Annotated in this window: 18 protein-coding genes; 6 read left to right on the top strand and 12 right to left on the bottom strand. The window is 69.0% G+C overall.

Annotation, left to right across the window (positions count from 1 at the left end; all coding sequences use genetic code 11):
- Nucleotides 1-6 precede the first annotated feature (6 nt).
- Complete coding sequence (locus tag D4739_RS12075; RefSeq protein ID WP_238473631.1) at nt 7-3,693, top strand: multifunctional oxoglutarate decarboxylase/oxoglutarate dehydrogenase thiamine pyrophosphate-binding subunit/dihydrolipoyllysine-residue succinyltransferase subunit; 3,687 nt, start codon at nt 7-9, stop codon at nt 3,691-3,693.
- 4 nt (nt 3,694-3,697) lie between these two features.
- Complete coding sequence (locus D4739_RS16905) at nt 3,698-3,874, top strand: DUF6104 family protein (RefSeq protein WP_182920404.1); 177 nt, start codon at nt 3,698-3,700, stop codon at nt 3,872-3,874.
- Between the two features lie 3 nt (nt 3,875-3,877).
- Here D4739_RS16905 and D4739_RS12070 read toward each other — a convergent pair whose 3' ends face one another.
- From D4739_RS12070 to D4739_RS12050, 5 genes are all read right to left on the bottom strand, one after another.
- Nucleotides 3,878-4,324 (bottom strand): hypothetical protein, encoded by a 447-nt coding sequence (locus D4739_RS12070; RefSeq protein ID WP_120060849.1) that lies wholly within the window; start codon nt 4,322-4,324, stop codon nt 3,878-3,880.
- A 91-nt stretch (nt 4,325-4,415) separates the two neighbouring features.
- Nucleotides 4,416-4,643 (bottom strand): hypothetical protein, encoded by a 228-nt coding sequence (locus D4739_RS12065; RefSeq protein ID WP_120060848.1) that lies wholly within the window; start codon nt 4,641-4,643, stop codon nt 4,416-4,418.
- A gap of 62 nt (nt 4,644-4,705) precedes the next feature.
- Nucleotides 4,706-5,101 (bottom strand): cyclic nucleotide-binding domain-containing protein, encoded by a 396-nt coding sequence (locus tag D4739_RS12060; protein ID WP_120060847.1) that lies wholly within the window; start codon nt 5,099-5,101, stop codon nt 4,706-4,708.
- Nucleotides 5,098-6,264 (bottom strand): fatty acid desaturase family protein, encoded by a 1,167-nt coding sequence (locus tag D4739_RS12055; RefSeq protein WP_120060846.1) that lies wholly within the window; start codon nt 6,262-6,264, stop codon nt 5,098-5,100. Before D4739_RS12055 ends, D4739_RS12060 begins: the two co-directional genes overlap by 4 nt.
- Before the next feature lie 11 nt (nt 6,265-6,275).
- Nucleotides 6,276-7,349, bottom strand: a complete 1,074-nt coding sequence (locus D4739_RS12050) for a ferredoxin reductase (protein ID WP_120060845.1) — start codon at nt 7,347-7,349, stop codon at nt 6,276-6,278.
- 152 nt (nt 7,350-7,501) lie between these two features.
- Here D4739_RS12050 and D4739_RS12045 point away from each other — a divergent pair, with 152 nt between their 5' ends.
- Together D4739_RS12045 and D4739_RS12040 are read left to right on the top strand one after the other, a co-directional pair.
- Nucleotides 7,502-8,152, top strand: coding sequence for a TetR family transcriptional regulator (locus D4739_RS12045; RefSeq protein WP_120060844.1), 651 nt, complete (start codon nt 7,502-7,504; stop codon nt 8,150-8,152).
- 67 nt (nt 8,153-8,219) lie between these two features.
- Nucleotides 8,220-9,353, top strand: a complete 1,134-nt coding sequence (locus D4739_RS12040) for an alpha/beta hydrolase (RefSeq protein ID WP_238473630.1) — start codon at nt 8,220-8,222, stop codon at nt 9,351-9,353.
- 11 nt (nt 9,354-9,364) lie between these two features.
- Here D4739_RS12040 and D4739_RS12035 read toward each other — a convergent pair whose 3' ends face one another.
- From D4739_RS12035 to D4739_RS12025, 3 genes are all read right to left on the bottom strand, one after another.
- The gene (locus tag D4739_RS12035) at nt 9,365-9,943 is read right to left on the bottom strand and encodes a GNAT family N-acetyltransferase (protein ID WP_120060843.1); all 579 of its coding nucleotides are present in this window, start codon (nt 9,941-9,943) and stop codon (nt 9,365-9,367) included.
- 29 nt (nt 9,944-9,972) lie between these two features.
- Nucleotides 9,973-10,236, bottom strand: a complete 264-nt coding sequence (locus D4739_RS12030) for a hypothetical protein (protein ID WP_120060842.1) — start codon at nt 10,234-10,236, stop codon at nt 9,973-9,975.
- An 81-nt stretch (nt 10,237-10,317) separates the two neighbouring features.
- The gene (locus tag D4739_RS12025) at nt 10,318-11,820 is read right to left on the bottom strand and encodes an MDR family MFS transporter (RefSeq protein ID WP_120060841.1); all 1,503 of its coding nucleotides are present in this window, start codon (nt 11,818-11,820) and stop codon (nt 10,318-10,320) included.
- A gap of 175 nt (nt 11,821-11,995) precedes the next feature.
- Between D4739_RS12025 and D4739_RS12020 the strand changes: the two genes are divergently transcribed.
- Nucleotides 11,996-12,436, top strand: a complete 441-nt coding sequence (locus tag D4739_RS12020; protein WP_120060840.1) for a DUF309 domain-containing protein — start codon at nt 11,996-11,998, stop codon at nt 12,434-12,436.
- Here the strand turns inward: D4739_RS12020 and D4739_RS12015 are convergent.
- The 4 genes from D4739_RS12015 to D4739_RS12000 form a co-directional block, all read right to left on the bottom strand.
- Complete coding sequence (locus D4739_RS12015) at nt 12,411-13,112, bottom strand: SDR family oxidoreductase (RefSeq protein ID WP_120060839.1); 702 nt, start codon at nt 13,110-13,112, stop codon at nt 12,411-12,413. The two genes, D4739_RS12020 and D4739_RS12015, sit on opposite strands and share 26 nt — an antisense overlap.
- The gene (locus tag D4739_RS12010) at nt 13,112-14,080 is read right to left on the bottom strand and encodes a zinc-binding dehydrogenase (RefSeq protein WP_120060838.1); all 969 of its coding nucleotides are present in this window, start codon (nt 14,078-14,080) and stop codon (nt 13,112-13,114) included. The genes D4739_RS12015 and D4739_RS12010 overlap by 1 nt, the downstream gene beginning before the upstream one ends.
- 72 nt (nt 14,081-14,152) lie before the next feature.
- A complete protein-coding gene (locus D4739_RS12005) occupies nt 14,153-15,361 on the bottom strand; it encodes an NAD(P)-dependent malic enzyme (protein ID WP_120060837.1) in 1,209 nt (402 codons plus the stop codon).
- 108 nt (nt 15,362-15,469) lie between these two features.
- Nucleotides 15,470-15,889 carry a S24/S26 family peptidase gene (locus D4739_RS12000; RefSeq protein WP_120060836.1) on the bottom strand — a complete coding sequence of 140 codons (420 nt, stop codon included), beginning with the start codon at nt 15,887-15,889 and terminating at the stop codon, nt 15,470-15,472.
- Between the two features lie 66 nt (nt 15,890-15,955).
- Here D4739_RS12000 and sodN point away from each other — a divergent pair, with 66 nt between their 5' ends.
- Nucleotides 15,956-16,357 carry a superoxide dismutase, Ni gene (sodN, locus tag D4739_RS11995; RefSeq protein WP_120060835.1) on the top strand — a complete coding sequence of 134 codons (402 nt, stop codon included), beginning with the start codon at nt 15,956-15,958 and terminating at the stop codon, nt 16,355-16,357.
- The last annotated feature ends 126 nt before the right edge of the window (nt 16,358-16,483 follow it).

Genomic DNA, 16,483 nt, shown 5'->3' with positions numbered 1-16,483 from the left:
CAAGCCGTGGCTGAATCTTCGCAGCAGAACCCCACCTCCGACTTCGGAGCCAACGAGTGGCTCGTCGACGAGATGTTCGAGCAGTACCAGAAGGATCCGGCGAGTGTCGGAGCCGAGTGGGCTGCTTATTTCGCCGGACGAAACGGGACGAACGGCACGCCCGCAGCGGCTGCTGTCACGGCCGCCGCCGCGGCCCCGGCCGCCCCCGCTGCAGCGGCCCCCGCCGCCGCGCCGGTGACGGCGCCGATCCCGGTCGCCAAGCCGCGGCCGGACAACACCAAGGCCGCCGAGCCGGCCAAGGGCACCACCTCCCCTGCGCCGCGTGACCCGAAGCCGACGGCTCCGGTCACGACCAAGGACGACCCCACCTACGCGCCGCTCAAGGGCATCCCGCTCGCGACCGCGAAGAACATGGACATCTCGCTGGCGGTGCCGACGGCCACGTCGGTCCGCAACATCCCGGTGAAGCTGCTGTGGGACAACCGCACGGTCATCAACAACCACCTCAAGCGCGCACGCGGCGGCAAGGTGTCGTTCACGCACCTCATCGGCTACGCGATCATCAAGGCCATCAAGGCCAACCCCGAGTACAACAACACGTACGCCGTGGTCGACGGCAAGCCGACCATGGTCACGCCGGCCCACATCAACCTGGGCCTCGCCATCGACCAGCAGAAGGCTGACGGCACCCGCCAGCTGGTGGCCCCGTCCATCAAGGGCTGCGAGTCGATGGACTTCGCCGGCTTCTGGACGGCGTACGAGGAGATCGTCCGCAAGGCCAAGAACAACAAGCTCGGCATGGACGACTACGCCGGCACCACGGTCTCGCTGACCAACGTCGGTGGCCTCGGCACCAACAACTCGGTCCCGCGCCTCATGCAGGGCCAGGCTGCCATCGTCGGCGTCGGCTCCATGGACTACCCGCCGGAGTTCCAGGGTGCCTCCGAGGAGACCCTGACCCGCAACGCGGTCTCGCGGATCATGACCATGACCTCGACCTACGACCACCGCGTCATCCAGGGCGCGCAGTCCGGCGAGTTCCTGCGTCGCGTGCACCAGCTGCTCCTCGGCGAGGACGGCTTCTACGACGAGATCTTCCGCTCGCTGCGCATCCCCTACCAGCCGATCCGCTGGGCCAACGACATCGCGACGTCGCACGACGACCAGATCTCGAAGCCGGCCCGCATCCTCGAGCTGATCCACGCCTACCGCGTGCGTGGCCACCTGATGGCGGACACCGACCCGCTCGAGTACAAGCAGCGCAGCCACCCCGACCTCGAGATCGAGCAGCACGGCCTCACGCTGTGGGACCTCGACCGCGAGTTCGCGACCGGCTCGTTCGGTGGCTCCGGCCGCTTCATGAAGCTCCGCGGCATCCTCGGCATCCTGCGTGACTCCTACTGCCGCACCACCGGCATCGAGTACATGCACATCATGGATCCCGAGCAGCGCCGCTGGATCCAGGAGCGCGTCGAGAAGCCCTACGACAAGGAGTCCCGCGAGGAGCAGCTCCGGATCCTGCAGAAGCTCAACCAGGCCGAGGCCTTCGAGACCTTCCTGCAGACCAAGTTCGTCGGTCAGAAGCGCTTCTCCCTCGAGGGCGGCGAGACCACGGTCCCCGTCGTCGACGAGATCTGCGAGGCAGCCGCCCAGGCCGGCCTCGACGAGGTCGCGATCGGCATGGCCCACCGTGGCCGCCTCAACGTGCTGGCCAACATCGTCGGCAAGTCCTACACCCAGATCTTCCGCGAGTTCGAGGGCAACATCGACCCGCGCACGGTCCAGGGCTCGGGCGACGTGAAGTACCACCTCGGCGCGGACGGCGAGTTCGTCGCCGGCAGCGGCGACAAGATCAAGGTCTCCGTCGCGGCGAACCCCTCGCACCTCGAGACCGTCGACCCGGTGCTCACCGGCATCGCCCGCGCGAAGCAGGACGTGCTCGACCGCGGCAACGAGTTCCCGGTGCTGCCGCTCCTCCTCCACGGTGACGCGGCCTTCGCCGGCCAGGGTGTCGTCGCAGAGACGCTCAACCTCTCGCAGCTGCGTGGTTACCGCACGGGCGGCACGATCCACCTGGTCATCAACAACCAGGTCGGCTTCACCACCTCCCCCGGTTCCTCGCGCTCGTCGCTCTACTGCACCGACGTCGCCCGCATGGTTCAGGCGCCGATCTTCCACGTGAACGGCGATGACCCCGAGGCCTGTATCCGGGTCGCCCGGCTCGCGTTCGAGTACCGCCAGGCGTTCAACAAGGACGTCGTCATCGACCTCGTCTGCTACCGCCGTCGCGGTCACAACGAGGGCGACGACCCGTCGTACACGCAGCCGCTGATGTATGACCTCATCGAGCAGAAGCGCTCGGTGCGCAAGCTCTACACCGAGTCGCTCATCGGTCGTGGCGACATCACGATCGAGGAGGCCGAGGAGGTCCTCCGCCAGTACCAGGCGCAGCTCGAGCGGGTCTTCACCGACGTGCGCGACGCCGACGCCAAGCCCGACGAGTGGACGACCGTCCCGGACTACCCGGAGAAGCTCGCCGGCGTGACCACCACGGCAGTCACCTCCGAGGTGCTCAAGCGGATCTCCGACGCCTACATCACCCCGCCGGAGGGCTTCACGGTCCACCCGAAGGTCATGCCGCAGCTCCAGCGTCGCGCCGCAGCGATCACCGACGGCCCGATCGACTGGGGCACGGGCGAGATCCTCGCCTTCGGCTCGCTGCTCATGGAGGGCCGTCCGGTCCGCCTGGCCGGCCAGGACTCGCGTCGTGGCACGTTCGTGCAGCGCTTCGCGACGATCATCGACCGCCACAACGCCGACGAGTGGACCCCGCTGTCCAACCTCACCGAGGACCAGGCGAAGTTCTTCTGCTACGACTCGCTGCTCTCGGAGTACGCCGCGCTCGGCTTCGAGTACGGCTACTCGGTCGCCCGCCCGGACGCTCTCGTCCTGTGGGAGGCCCAGTTCGGAGACTTCGTCAACGGCGCGCAGTCGGTCATCGACGAGTACATCTCCGCGGGCAAGACCAAGTGGGGTCAGGACTCCGGTGTCGTGATGCTGCTGCCGCACGGCTACGAGGGCCAGGGCGCCGACCACTCCTCCGCGCGCATCGAGCGGTTCCTCACGCTCTGTGCCGACGAGGCCATGGTCGTTGCCCAGCCGTCAACCCCGGCGTCGCACTTCCACCTGCTCCGTCGCCACTCGCTCGGCGGCGAGCACAAGCCGCTGATCGTCTTCACCCCGAAGTCGATGCTCAAGCGCAAGGAGGCCGCCTCCCAGCCGGCCGACTTCACCAACGGCACGTTCCTGCCGGTCATCGGTGACGACTCGGTGGACGCCGCCAAGGTCAAGACGGTCCTGCTCGTGTCCGGTCGCCTCACCTGGGACCTCGTCGTGGAGCGCAAGAAGCTCGCGCGGGAGGACGTCGCGATCGTCCGGGTCGAGCAGCTCTACCCCTGGCCGATCGAGGAGATCAAGGCCGAGCTGGCCAAGTACCCCGACGCCACCGTCAAGTGGGTCCAGGACGAGCCGTTCAACCAGGGCCCGTGGCCGTCGTACGTGCTGAACGTGGTGCACGAGCTCGGCCGTCCGGTCCAGCCGATCACGCGTCCGTCGTCGTCGACCACCGCGGTGGGCACGGCGAAGCGCCACCAGGTCGAGAACGCAGAGCTCCTCGGCCGCGCGTTCTCCTGACGGCATGTACTTCACCGATCGCGGGCTCGAAGAGCTCGAGAAGCGCAGGGGTGACGAGGAAGTCACCCTTGCGTGGGTCGCTGACCGCATGCAGGAGTTCGTGGACACGTTCCCCGAGTTCGAGATCCCGATAGAGCGCTTCGCCACCTGGCTGGCGCGTCTCGACGATCCCGACGACTGACCGCTACTGCGCGAGGCTGAGCAGGATCGTGCGTTCGACACTCGCGGCGTGCCCGCGCGCGTCGGTCGCCTTCAACGTCACCGTTGCGGTGACTGCCTCTCCCCTGCCGAGCGCCCGACCGGCCGCCTTGCGTCCGGCCTCGGGCACCTCGAGCTGCAACGTCACCTTGCGCAGCGGAGCAAGCTCGACCGCCAGCGGCCTGAGGTGCACGGCGCGCGGTTGACGGACCCGGCGCGGCACGACCAGCTCGCCGGTCACCACGACGTCGCAGCGCAGGCCTGCCGGTCGCGCCTCCAGCTCGAGGAACTCCCCCAACACCTGGTTGCGGGCGACATCCACCCAGAGCCGCACGTCGCGCAGCGTGCTGCCACCGACCTCGTCGCCCTGGAGCCCGGCGCTGATCGCGGCTCCGATCATGCGGCGGGCGACACCCTTGCTCTTGCGCGCCATGGGCTCAACGTAGCGCCGAGAACGCCGCCACCAACGAAAATCACCCCCGACTCGCGTCGGGGGTGATTTCTGCTGGTGGGGCTGGCGGAGGTCAGTCCTCGTCGTCCGAGCCATCCTCCACGCCTTGGTCCTTGCGGGCGTTCTTCGCAGCCTCGCGGATCTCGAAGAGGTCGGTGGCGAAACCGCCAACGGCCTTGACCACGTCGCCGACGGCGCCGATCACCACGTTGGAGACCTGGCCGACAGCATGGGTGGCGGCCTCCACCGAGTCCTGGATCTGGTCCTTGCGGATCTCGGACTTGCTCAACTTCTCGGTCATGGAATCCAGTGTCCTGTCCTGAGAGTGATCGGGCAACGTGAGGCCAGTCTCAAGCCACGGGCTCAGGCGTGCTCGATGACGGCACGGTCGAGGCTGGCGCGGAAGGCAGGCACCTCGGCGTACAGGCGCTCGACGGCCTCGCGGGTGAAGTGCAGGACCTCGAGGGGCGTGGCGGCGACGACCGTTGCGGTGCGCAGGCGGCGGCGGACGATCGCGACCTCACCGACGACGTCGCCAGCGGTGAGGTGCCCGACGACCTCCTTGCCACGGCGTACGTCGAGGTCCCCGGCGAGGACGACGTAGGCCTTGTCGGCGCCCGTCTTCTCCCAGATCAGCGACCAGCCCTGCGGCACCGTCACGATGCTTCCGGCCTCGGCGATCGTGCGTAGCTCGGTCTCGCTGGCGTCGCAGAACGTGTTCAGGCGAGCGAGGCTCTGGACCACCTGGTCCGGGCTCATGCCGCCACCGCCTGCTGTGCCACCGAGGTGGCGGCGACGTCGGCCTTCTTGGTGCGGTTCGGGAAGCTGAGGCGGAAGATCTTGCCGTAGACCGTGGCCAGCTGCTTGAAGAGCGAGCCCTGGTTGTACTGCAGGCCGTAGCGGTTGCAGACCTCGCGGACCTCGACTGCCATCTCCGGGTACCGGCGGGCCGGGACGTCCGGGAACAGGTGGTGCTCGATCTGGTGCGACAGGTTGCCGCTCATCACGTGGAAGAGCTTGCCGCCGGTGATGTTGGCCGAGCCGAGCAGCTGGCGGTAGTACCAGTGGCCGCGGGACTCGTCCTCGCACTCCTCGATGGAGAACGACGCGACGCCGGCCGGGAAGTGGCCGCAGAAGATGATGCTGAAGGTCCAGACGTTGCGGATCAGGTTGGCGATCGCGTTGCCGGCCAGCGTGGTCAGGAAGAACGGGCCGGTCAGCAGCGGGAACACGACGTAGTCCTTGAGGACCTGCTTGCTGACCTTCTTGCGGATCTTGCGCCAGACCGGGGCGTTCTCGCCGCGGAACATGCTGCGACGACCGGCGAAGACCTCTTCGGCCTCCAGGTCGTGCGCCATGACGCCCCACTCGAAGAAGACCATCAGCAGGAACGCGTAGATCGTGTTGCCGAGGTAGTACGGGTGCCACTTCTGGTCCGGGTCCATGCGCAGGATGCCGTAGCCCACGTCGCGGTCCTTGCCCACGATGTTGGTGTACGTGTGGTGCACGTAGTTGTGGCCGTGCTTCCAGTTCTCGGCCGGGGCCATCGTGTCCCAGTCGAAGACGCGGGAGTTCAGACCGGGGTCGCCCATCCAGTCGTACTGGCCGTGCATGACGTTGTGCCCGATCTCCATGTTGTCGAGGATCTTGGAGACGCCGAGCGAGGCGACGGCGGCGGGCCACAGCGGCGGGACGTAGAAGCCCACACGGCCCGCGACCTCGAGGCCGCGCTGCCACTTCACGATCTTGCGGATGTACGCCGCGTCCTCGTCGCCGAGCTTGGCGACGGTCCGCTGGCGGATCGCGTCCATCTCGGCACCGAAGGCGTCGAGCTGCTCGGGCGTGAGCGGGATCTTGCTGGCGTTGTGGCCCTTGGCGGGCTTGACCGGAGTCGTCTCGGGTGCGTCCAGGGTGACAGTCATGTCAGTTCCTTTCAGAGTTCCACGGAGCAGTCGCCCTCAGGCGTGCTCACACAGATGCGGATTTGTTCGTCGGGGAGGGAGGAGGTCTCACCGGTCAGCACGTTGCGGACGGTGCCCTCCTTCTTGATCGCGACACAGCCGAAGCAGATGCCCATGCGGCAGCCGAAGGCAGGGGCCAGACCCGCGGCCTCGGCCTGCTCGAGGATGTTGTCGCCAGAGTTCTCGGCAGCGACGCCGGACTTCGCGAAGCTGACCTCGCCACCGGCAACTCCGCTGAACGTCGGCGGCTTGAAGTACTCGACCCGGAGCTTGTCCGAGCCCTCGTACGCCGGGGTGACGGCGTTGACGAGACCGGCCGGGCCACAGAGCCAGGTGTCCACGTCGCGGAAGCCGGGAACGATGCGCTCCAGCTCCATCGGGGAGAAGTTGCGACCGCCGGCCTCGGGGTAGACCAGGTGCAGGTCGATGCCGTAGCCCTGCTGGGAGATCTCGGCGAGCTCGTCCTTGAAGATCTGGTGGTCCTCGGACTGGGCGTAGTGCAGGAAGGTGATCCGGCCGCGGTGCGTGCGGCGCTGCAGGCTGCGCAGCATCGACATGGCGGGGGTGATGCCGGAGCCACCGGTGATGAAGAGGATGTGGTCGGGCACGTGGTCCGGCAGGACGAAGTCGCCCTCGGCCTGCGAGAGGTGGACGATCGTGCCCCGCTTGGCGTGCTCGACCAGGTGCTGGGAGACCTGGCCGTCGGGGTTGGCCCGCATGGTGACCGTGAACCGGTCGCCCGGCTTGGAGTCGGGGCTCGAGACGGTGAAGCAGCGCGTGGTGCGGCGACCACCCGGCAGCTCGACGCCCAGCTGGACGTACTGACCGGCGCGGTGGCCGCGCCAGGTGCTGGTGGGCTGGAACGTGAGCGTGGCGACGCGGGCGGCACCCGGGACGTCGACCTCAAGGTCGATGTCCACCAGGCGGGCGCGGACCTCGTTGGCGGCCCACATGGGGTTCACCAGCTCGAGGTAGCGGTCGACGCCGTGCGGGGAGGTCAGGGCAGAGACGGCTCGGGACCGGAGGATGGTCGTTGCGAGGCTCATTGCCCCTCCTTTCGATTCGGTGAACGGCCGTTCTCTCGGTGAACGATCGTGCACTGAAACTATGACCGGCCGCGTGAGGGCCGGTCAACCGGATCCGCCGTGACCCTGACCACTTCAGTGAACAAGTGTTCACTCTGGGTACACTGGGTGCCATGTCGAGCCCAGGGGTGTCCCGCACCGAGCAGAAGGAGCGCACCCGTCGTGCGATCCTCGATGCGGCGCTCTCGCTCGCCGAGGAGGGCGGACTGGCCGCGATCTCACTGCGCCAGATCGCCAAGGAGATCGGCATCGTGCCGACCGCCTTCTACCGGCACTTCGCCGGCATCGAGGAGCTGGGCCTGACCCTGGTCGAGGAGTCCTTCGACGCGCTCCGCGCGATGCTGCGCGACGCGCGTGAGGTCCGCGGTCCGATCGCCGATGACCGGGAGCTCTTCCTGGCCGTCGTCGACAGGTCGCTCGAGGCCCTCGTGACACACGCGCGCCACAGCGACCGGCACCTGCGCTTCATCTCGCGCGAGCGCATCGCCGGCCCGACGGTCATCCGCGACGCGGTCCGTCACCAGCTCCAGCTCGTCGAGAGCGAGCTGGCCGCTGACATCGGCCGGGTGCCCGGCGTGACCCGCTGGTCATCGGAGGACCTGCTCGTCCTGGCGGACCTGATCGTCAACGCGATGCTCGCGCAGGCCGAGGAGCTCGCCCGCGCAGGCGGACGCACCGACGAGGTGCGCCAGATCGCGGCGAGGGCCCGTCGCCAGCTCCACATGGTGCTGATCGGCGCGCTGCGCTGGGACTCCTCCCGCTGAGCGTCATTCCCATCACCTTTGATGGACTTTGCCCGAAACCGACCCCACCCTGAGGACCATGCCTTCCATGACGACGCCCACCGAGGTTGCCGCGACGACAGACGTCGTTCCCTCGGGCGCCTCCAGCGCTGCTCTCGTCCCCGTTTCCGCGGCGCCGAGCCGGCTGACCACGATTGCCGCGGCCGCGCGCAACGCATGGGCCATCTCGCCGTTCGGCGAGGGCATCGAGAAGTACGACGGCCTCCCCGCGGAGGTCCTGCACGACGAGCCGCACCGCCAGCTGCGCCGCTACCTGCGCAGCACCCCGGCCACCACGGCCCGGCCGGTGCTCCTGGTCCCGCCACTGGCCGTCGCCACCAACTGCTACGACCTGCGTCCGGGCCAGAGCCTCGCCGAGCACCTGCTCGAGCAGGGCCACGAGACCTACGTGGTCGACTACGGCGACATCACCTTCGCTGACCGCAACATGGGCTTCGAGGACTGGATCGACGACATCCTCCCGACCGCGATCGCGCGCGTCTCCGCGCTGCACGACGGAGCGCCGGTGGACGTCGTCGCGTGGTCACTCGGTGGCACGGTCAGCCTGCTCACCGCAGCGGCCCACCCGACGCTGCCGATCGCCTCGATCACCGCCTTCGGCACGCCGATCGACTACCGCCTCATCCCCGCAGTGCAGCTGCTGCGCTACGCCGACCGCGTGCTCGGCAGCACCCTGATGACCGCTGGCACCGCGCTCATGGGCGGCGTGCCGCGCCACCTCACCCGAGCCAGCTTCCGGGCGATGGCACCGGTTCGCGAGATCACGAAGCCGTGGTTCCTCGCGCGCAACATCCTCGACACCGAGGTGCTCGCCCGCACGGAGGCGATCGACCAGTTCATCGCCAGCATGCCGGGCTACCCGGGCCGCTTCTACAACCAGCTGCACACCCGGCTGGTCACCAAGAACGAGCTCTTCAGCGGCGTCATCAACCTGACCCGCTCCCGCGCCGTACGCCTCTCCGCGATCCGCACCCGCGTCCTGTTCGTCGGCAGCCGCACCGACGCGATCGCCAACGGCCCTGCGGTCGAGGCCGGCACCCGCTCGGTCCCCGGCGCCCGGTACGCCGCGGCTGACGGCCTCTCGCACCTCGGCCTCGTCGCCGGCGTCGATGCTCGCGACCGGGCCTGGAAGCACCTCGACGCGTTCCTCGCGGAGGTCTGAGCCGCCCAGGTTCAGCGCAGGTCGAGGCGCATGATCACGCGGGGAAAGCCGCCGGAGACCGCGTCGGTGTCCGCCGCCTTGGTGAACCCGGCAGCCTCGAAGAGTCGCCGGGTGCCGACGTAGGCCATGGTCAGGTCGACCTTCTCCCCCGCGTTGTCGGTCGGATAGCCCTCGACCACCGGAGCGCCATGGGATCGCGCATAGGAAACCGCGCCTTCCAGCAGGGCATGCGAGATCCCCTGACCGCGATGTCCCGGGCGGACCCGGATGCACCAGATCGACCAGACCGGAAGGTCGTCGACGTGCGGGATCTTGCGTGAGCGCGCGAACGGCAGCTCCGAGCGTGGCGCGACAGCGGCCCAGCCGACTACTTCCCCGTCCGCATAGGCGAGGACACCCGGAGACACGTCACGGCCGCAGAGGTCGCGGACGAACTCGCCTCGCTCGGGTCCGGCCATCGACCGGTTGCGCTTCGCGTCAATGCGGTGGCTCAGGCACCAGCAGACCGACGACGTCGGGTTCTTCGGACCCAGCATCGTCGCCACGTCGTCGAACCGGTCAGCAGTGGCGGGCAGCACCTCGATGCTCATCCCGCCACGCTAGCGCCGAGGACCGACAGTCAGGAGTAGCGGTGGCTCTTCGCTGCATGCCCGGCCTCGCGCGTGCAGCGGCGACCGTTCATGGACTGGTGCCCACAGTTGCCGGCCTCAGTCGGCTCCGCAGCGTCAGCCGGCTCGGGAGCATCAGTCACGGCGGCGTCCTTTGCCGCAGCCGGCGCCACCGGGGCGACCGGGGCCTTTCGCGGCGCTGCGGGCTTGGCCGCCTTCTGGGCTGCCTCGAAGCGGGCTTCGCGCATCGCGCGCAGGTTGTCCATCTTGCTCATCGTCGGATCACTCCGTGACTCTATGCCCCGCCACCGACAGTCCCGACCAGCGCGGACGCCTTCTTGCGGATCAGACTGCGATCAGTGGTGCGCGGGTGCGCCCTCCGGCGAGTCGATGCGGGCCGGCAGGAACAGCGAGCAGACGATCACGGCGACGCCGAAGACCGCACCGGCCACGAACGCCCACTGCAGACCGCCTACGAAGGCCTCAGCCTTGTCGGCACCGGCCTCCGCCAACGAGGCCGACCGGTTCTTCATGATGACGACGAGCAGGGCCGTGCCGACCGCGCCGGCGACCTGCTGCAGCGTGCCCAGGATGGAGCTTCCGTGGGAGTACAGGTGCGGCGGCAGCGCACCGAGCCCGATGGTGAACACGGGCGTGAAGATCGCCGCCAGGCAGGCCATGAGCACGACGTGGGTGACCACGATCTGCCAGTACGGCGTGTCCACCTGGATGCGGCTCAGGACAGCCAGCGCCGCGACCATGCCGATGGATCCGGGGATCACCAGCGGGCGCGAACCGAAGCGGTCGTAGAGCTTGCCGACCTGAGGCCCGAGCAGCCCCATCGCCAGGCCGCCGGGCATCACCATGAAGCCGGTCTGCAACGCGCTCAGGCCACGGACGTCCTCGCTCTGCAGGTAGAGCGGCAGCAGGATCATCGAGCCGAGGAAGGCCATGAACGCAGCGGCCATGAGCAGCAGGGAGACGGCGTACGTGCGGTGGGTCAGTGCGCGCAGGTCGAGGAGCGGTGCTCCGGTGCGCTGCAGGACCAGCTGGTAGACCGCGAAGGCCGCCACGAGAGCGATGCCGACGAGGGTGAACGCCAGCGGTGAGACCCAGCTTCCGGTGCCGAACTTGCTCAGCCCGAAGACCAGGCTGCTGAAGCCCAGGGCGGCGAGAGCAACGCTGATCCAGCTGACCGGGCTCTTCTTCGGCTCTCCGACGTTGGGGATCGAGCGGAAGCCGAGCACACCGACCACGACCGCGATCGGCAGGACGGCGAAGAAGATCAGGCGCCACGAGCCGAACGAGAGCAGGACGCCGGACACGGCCGGGCCCAGGGCCGGGGCGACCGAGATCGCCAGCGTCACGTTGCCCATGACGCGGCCGCGGTCACGCTCGGCCACAACAGTCATCAGGGTGGTCATCAGCAGCGGCATCATGACCGCGGTGCCCGCGGCCTGGATGACGCGCCCACCGAGCAGGACGCCGTACGTCGGGGCGAGGGCGCCGATCAGCGTGCCGATGCTGAAGGTGATCATCGCGACGGCGTACGCAGAGCGGGTGCTGACTCGCTGCAGGAACCAGCCAGTCACGGGGATGACGGCCGCCATCGTGAGCATGAAGACGGTGGAGATCCACTGTCCGGCGCGCTCGTCGATACCGAAGTCGGCCATCAGACGCGGCACCGCGTTGATCATGATCGTCTCGTTGAGGATCACCACGAACGTGGCGAGGACCAGCAGCTTGACCACGAGCGGCGTGCGGCCGGCTGTCGCAGCTTCGGACTCGGCGCCCAGCGCGGGATCGGGCAGCGCCGACTCAGGGAGGGCGAGGTCGTCTGTGTCGAGGGGCGCAGTCATGGCCAGGCCTTTCAGAAGGAATACGGGTGGCCGGGTGGCCGCCGTTCGTCTACTCCACGAACGGGCCTGGCCCGATCCGACAGGTGCGCGGAAAAAAGGCGCGCGTGTCGATACTGAGGCCCCAACACGTGCACGCGCCAACGAATTCCCGGCGGCCACACGTAATCTGGCACCCATGGCTGACCGGGACCGCGACGACGAGGGCCGCGCTCGGCAGGCACGCCCCCGCGATGCGCTCGGGCGGCCACTCCCCTACGGGAGCACGAGCGGTGTCGAGCCGGTCTCCGAGGAGCCGTTGCCACCGGCCGAGACCCTCGACCGGGCACGCGAGCTGCTCGCTGAAGGTCGGCCGTTCTCCGCACACGAAGTTCTGGAGGCCCGCTGGAAGGCCAGCCCTGACAGTGAACGCTCGCTGTGGCAGGGGCTCGCCCAGCTCTGCGTCGGGCTGACCCACGCGGCCCGCGGCAACCAGACCGGTGCGGCCCGACTCGTCGAGCGCGGCGCCGGCCGCCTCGCGGAGTACGCCGCGACCGACGGCCCTGCCTACGGCCTGGACCTCGCCGAGGTGGTCAGCTGTGCGCGCAACCGCGTCAGCGCGGACCCGGGCGGACGCTGACCTCGGGCACGACCGCGTCGCGCGGCAGGTCGAGCACGTGGAGGATCGTCGAGGCCACGGTCGACGCCTGGATCCACTTCCCCGCCTCGTAGTCCGCGGACTCCTGCTCGTGGACCTTCTCCTGCATCGGGGTGGCGGTCCGGCCCGGGAAGACGCTCGTGACTCGCACCCCGTGGGCAGCCTCCTCCGCACGCAGCGAGTCGGCGAACGCGCGCAGACCGAACTTCGAGGCCGCGTAGGCACCCCAGCCCGCGTGTGCGGTGAGCCCCGCTCCTGAGTTCACGAGCAGCACCAGGCCGTGAGCGGCGCGGAGCGCAGGCAGGCAGGCGCGGGTGAGCACCATCGGGGCAACGAGGTTCACGTCGAGCTGCGAGCGGATCTGCTCGTAGGGCAGGTCCGCGACCGGGCTGAGGTCGACCACGCCCGCGATGTGGAGGACCGAGTCGAGCCGGGGCGGCAGGTTGGCGTCGGCCAGTGCGTGCTCGAGGTGCCCGGGATCGGCCAGGTCCGCGACGACGACGCGTGCTCCGTCGTACTGCTGCCGGAGCTCGTGGGCCCGCGGCTGCGAGCGCGCGAGAAGCACCAGCTCGTCGCCGCGCTCGTGGAGTGCGGTGGCCACGGCTGCGCCGATGCCGGAGCCGGCACCGGTGACGAGGTGAACCTGGTGAGTGGTCATCAGCGGGTCAGGATGATCTTGCCGAAGACGTCGCCGGAGGCCACTGCCGCCAGACCCTCGCGGGCATCGGTCATGGGGATCTCGCGGTCGATCAGCGGACGCTTGCCGGTTGCGTCGAGCATCTGAGTGAGCGCCGCGAGCTCGCCACGCGTGCCCATGGTGGAGCCGATCACCTGCAGCTGCAGGAAGAAGATGTGCGGCAGCATCGCGTTGTCGAGGTTCGGGCCCGAGGTGTTGCCCGAGGTGACCAGTTTGCCGCCGGGGCGCAGCGAACGGATCGAGTGCTCCCACGTCGCGCGGCCGATCGTCTCCATCACGGCATCGACCTTGAACGGCAGCCGCTCGTTGGACCCGAAGACCTCGTGGGCACCGATCTCGAGCGCCCGCTTGCCCTTCTCCTCGTCGCGGCTGGTGGCGTAGACCTTCAGGCCGCCGGCGCGCGCAAGCACGATGAGCGCGGTCGCGACGCCACCACCGGCACCCTGCACCAGCACCGAGTCGCCGGCCTTGAGGCCGCCCTGGGTGAAGAGCATCCGGTACGCCGTGAGCCACGCCGTCGGCAGGCACGCTGCCTCGGCGAAGCTCATCGACGCCGGCTTCGCGATCACGTTGCGCTTCGGGACGATGACCTTGTCCGCGAAGGTGCCCTGGTGCAGCTCGGAGAGCAGCGAGCGCTTCGGGTCGAGCGTCTCGTCGCCGATCCAGTCGGGCGAGGAGATCACGGCGTGGACGAGGACCTCGTTGCCGTCCTCGTCGTAGCCGGCTGCGTCGCAGCCGAGGATCATCGGCAGCCGGTCGGCCTTGAGGCCCACGCCCTTGAGCGACCAGACGTCGTGGTGGTTGATCGAGGCGGCCTTGACGGTGACGGTGGTCCAGCCGTCGGGGGCCACCGGATCGGGGCGCTCCCCGACCACGAGGCCGGACAGTGGATCTTCGGTCGAGAAGGACTCGGCGTACACGGCGAACATAAGGGCAACGCTATCGGGACGTCATACGGTCGGCGCCACAGAGGCCACCATTCGTAGGACGTCCGGCGGCGCTCAGGCGCGGGCGACGCCGTCGCGACGCGCGGCCGCGGAGACGGCAGCGGAGACCGCAGGACCCACGCGCGGGTCGAACGGACCGGGGATGACCATGTCCTCGGACAGCGCGTCGCCCACGAGCTCGGCAAGGGCGTCGGCTGCGGCGAGCTTCATGCCCTCCGTGATCGCGGTGGCCCGGACGTCGAAGGCACCGCGGAAGATGCCAGGGAAGGCCAGCACGTTGTTGATCTGGTTCGGGAAGTCGGAGCGCCCGGTGGCGACGACGCGGGCGTACTTGTGCGCCAGGTCGGGGTGGACCTCAGGGTCGGGGTTGGCCATGGCGAAGATGATCGCGTCGGCGGCCATGCTGGCCACGATCTCCTCGGGCACGGTGCCGCCGGAGACGCCGAGGTAGACGTCAGCGCCGTTCATCGCGTCGGCGAGCGTGCCCTTGCGGCCGTTGCGGTCGGCGGTGAGCGCGGCGAGCTCGCGCTTGACCGGAGTGAGGTCGGAGCGGTCGGAGCTCACCACACCACGGCGGTCGATGACCGCGATGTCGGTGATGCCCGCACCCAGCAGGATCTTCGCGATGGCCACACCGGCAGCGCCAGCACCCGAGATGACGACCCGGGTGGCGCCGGGCTCGCGCCCGGTGACCTTCAGGGCGTTCTTGAGGGCGGCCAGAGCGACCACGGCGGTGCCGTGCTGGTCGTCATGGAAGACAGGGATGTTGAGGCGCTCCTTGAGCCGCGCCTCGATCTCGAAGCAGCGCGGCGCGGAGATGTCCTCGAGGTTGATGCCGCCGAAGCTGGGCGCCAGGCGCACGACGGTCTCGACGATCTCGTCGGCGTCGGTGGTGTCCAGGCAGATCGGGATGGCGTCCACGCCACCGAACTGCTTGAACAGGACCGCCTTGCCCTCCATCACGGGCATGGCTGCGGCCGGGCCGATGTCACCGAGTCCGAGCACCGCGGTGCCGTCGGTGACGACCGCGACGGTGTTGGGGACCCAGGTGTAGTACTGCGTCATCTCGGGGTCAGCGGCGATCGCTTCGCACACGCGGGCAACGCCCGGGGTGTAGGCGAGCGACAGCTCCTCGGCACCGGCCAGCTCGACCGAGGAGCGGATCTCCATCTTGCCGCCGAGGTGAAGGTCGAATACCGGGTCGCCAGCGAGCGGGTGCACCGCGGGAAGGTCGGTGGACTCGAGCTCGTTCATCTGGGCCATTTCGGCAAGACTTTCCACGGGAATCGTAAGTTTCGGATGGGTCCGGCTCAACGCGAATGGTGTGTCGCGGAGCCGGTCGACCGGGGGTTCTCCCTCACGGCCATCCTTTCACACCGGTGGCGCCACGGACGAGGCCGGACTGGGAATGTGACGTATCCGGCACCTGCGGACCAGCCTGCGGGCGACGGCGAGCACGTCCTCCGCAGGTACGACGCCCCGATGGCGCGAGTCCACTCCCTCGCCCGGGTTGTCGCTCAACAGCCACCAGCCCGGGGCGCCGGTGCGCGTCGTACGCCGTTCGGCGGCACGCTTGACGGCGAGGGTGCCGTCGGGGAACCGCGCCACCACCACGTCGCCGATCTGCGGCGACGCACCCCAGCGCACCAGGAGGCGGTCACCATCGCGCAGACCCTGCTCCATGGAGCGTCCGCGGACGATGGCCCAGCCCCAGCGGCGCCTCACCCTCGAGCCCACCCCCGAGCCCACCCCCGAGTCCACCCCCGGGTGCCCCTCGCGCTCGCTGTGCATGGGGGTAGTCTCGCAGTCGCACCTATGCCCCCAACTTTTGATCCGAACTGACAGGAGACGCCGAGCATGCTTGAGCGACTGTTCGCCCCCACCGTCGAGGTCCAGGCCCACTGCGACCTGCCCTGTGGTGTCTACGACCCCGCCCAGGCCCGCATCGAGGCCGAGTCGATCAAGGCGCTCATCGCCAAGGTCGCCGACTCCGATGACCCGGACTTCCGCACCCGCGCGATCCTCATCAAGGAGCAGCGCTCCACGCTGGTCAAGGAGCACCTGTGGGTGCTGTGGACCGACTACTTCAAGCCCCCGCACTTCGAGAAGTACCCCAACCTGCACACCCTGATCAACGAGGCCACCAAGCTGGCCGGCGCGGGTGGCACCAAGGGCACCCTCGACGCGGGCGTCGCTGACGAGCTGCTCGCCAAGATCGACGAGATCGCGGCCATCTTCTGGGAGACCAAGAAGGCCTGACGTTCTTCTCTGCAGGGCCCGGTCCGCTTCGGCGGACCGGGCCCTGTTGCATCTCCCCCGGGTCACTCAGCGCTGATCCGCTGCCTGTGGAGAGCAGGTGGCGCGGTCGGCGGCGGGAGCGTTCGA

Origin of the sequence: Nocardioides cavernaquae (assembly GCF_003600895.1) — a bacterium.
GTDB classification, from domain to species: domain Bacteria; phylum Actinomycetota; class Actinomycetes; order Propionibacteriales; family Nocardioidaceae; genus Nocardioides; species Nocardioides cavernaquae.
Note: the sequence above shows the minus strand (reverse complement) of the source record. Positions and strands in the feature narration are given on the sequence as shown.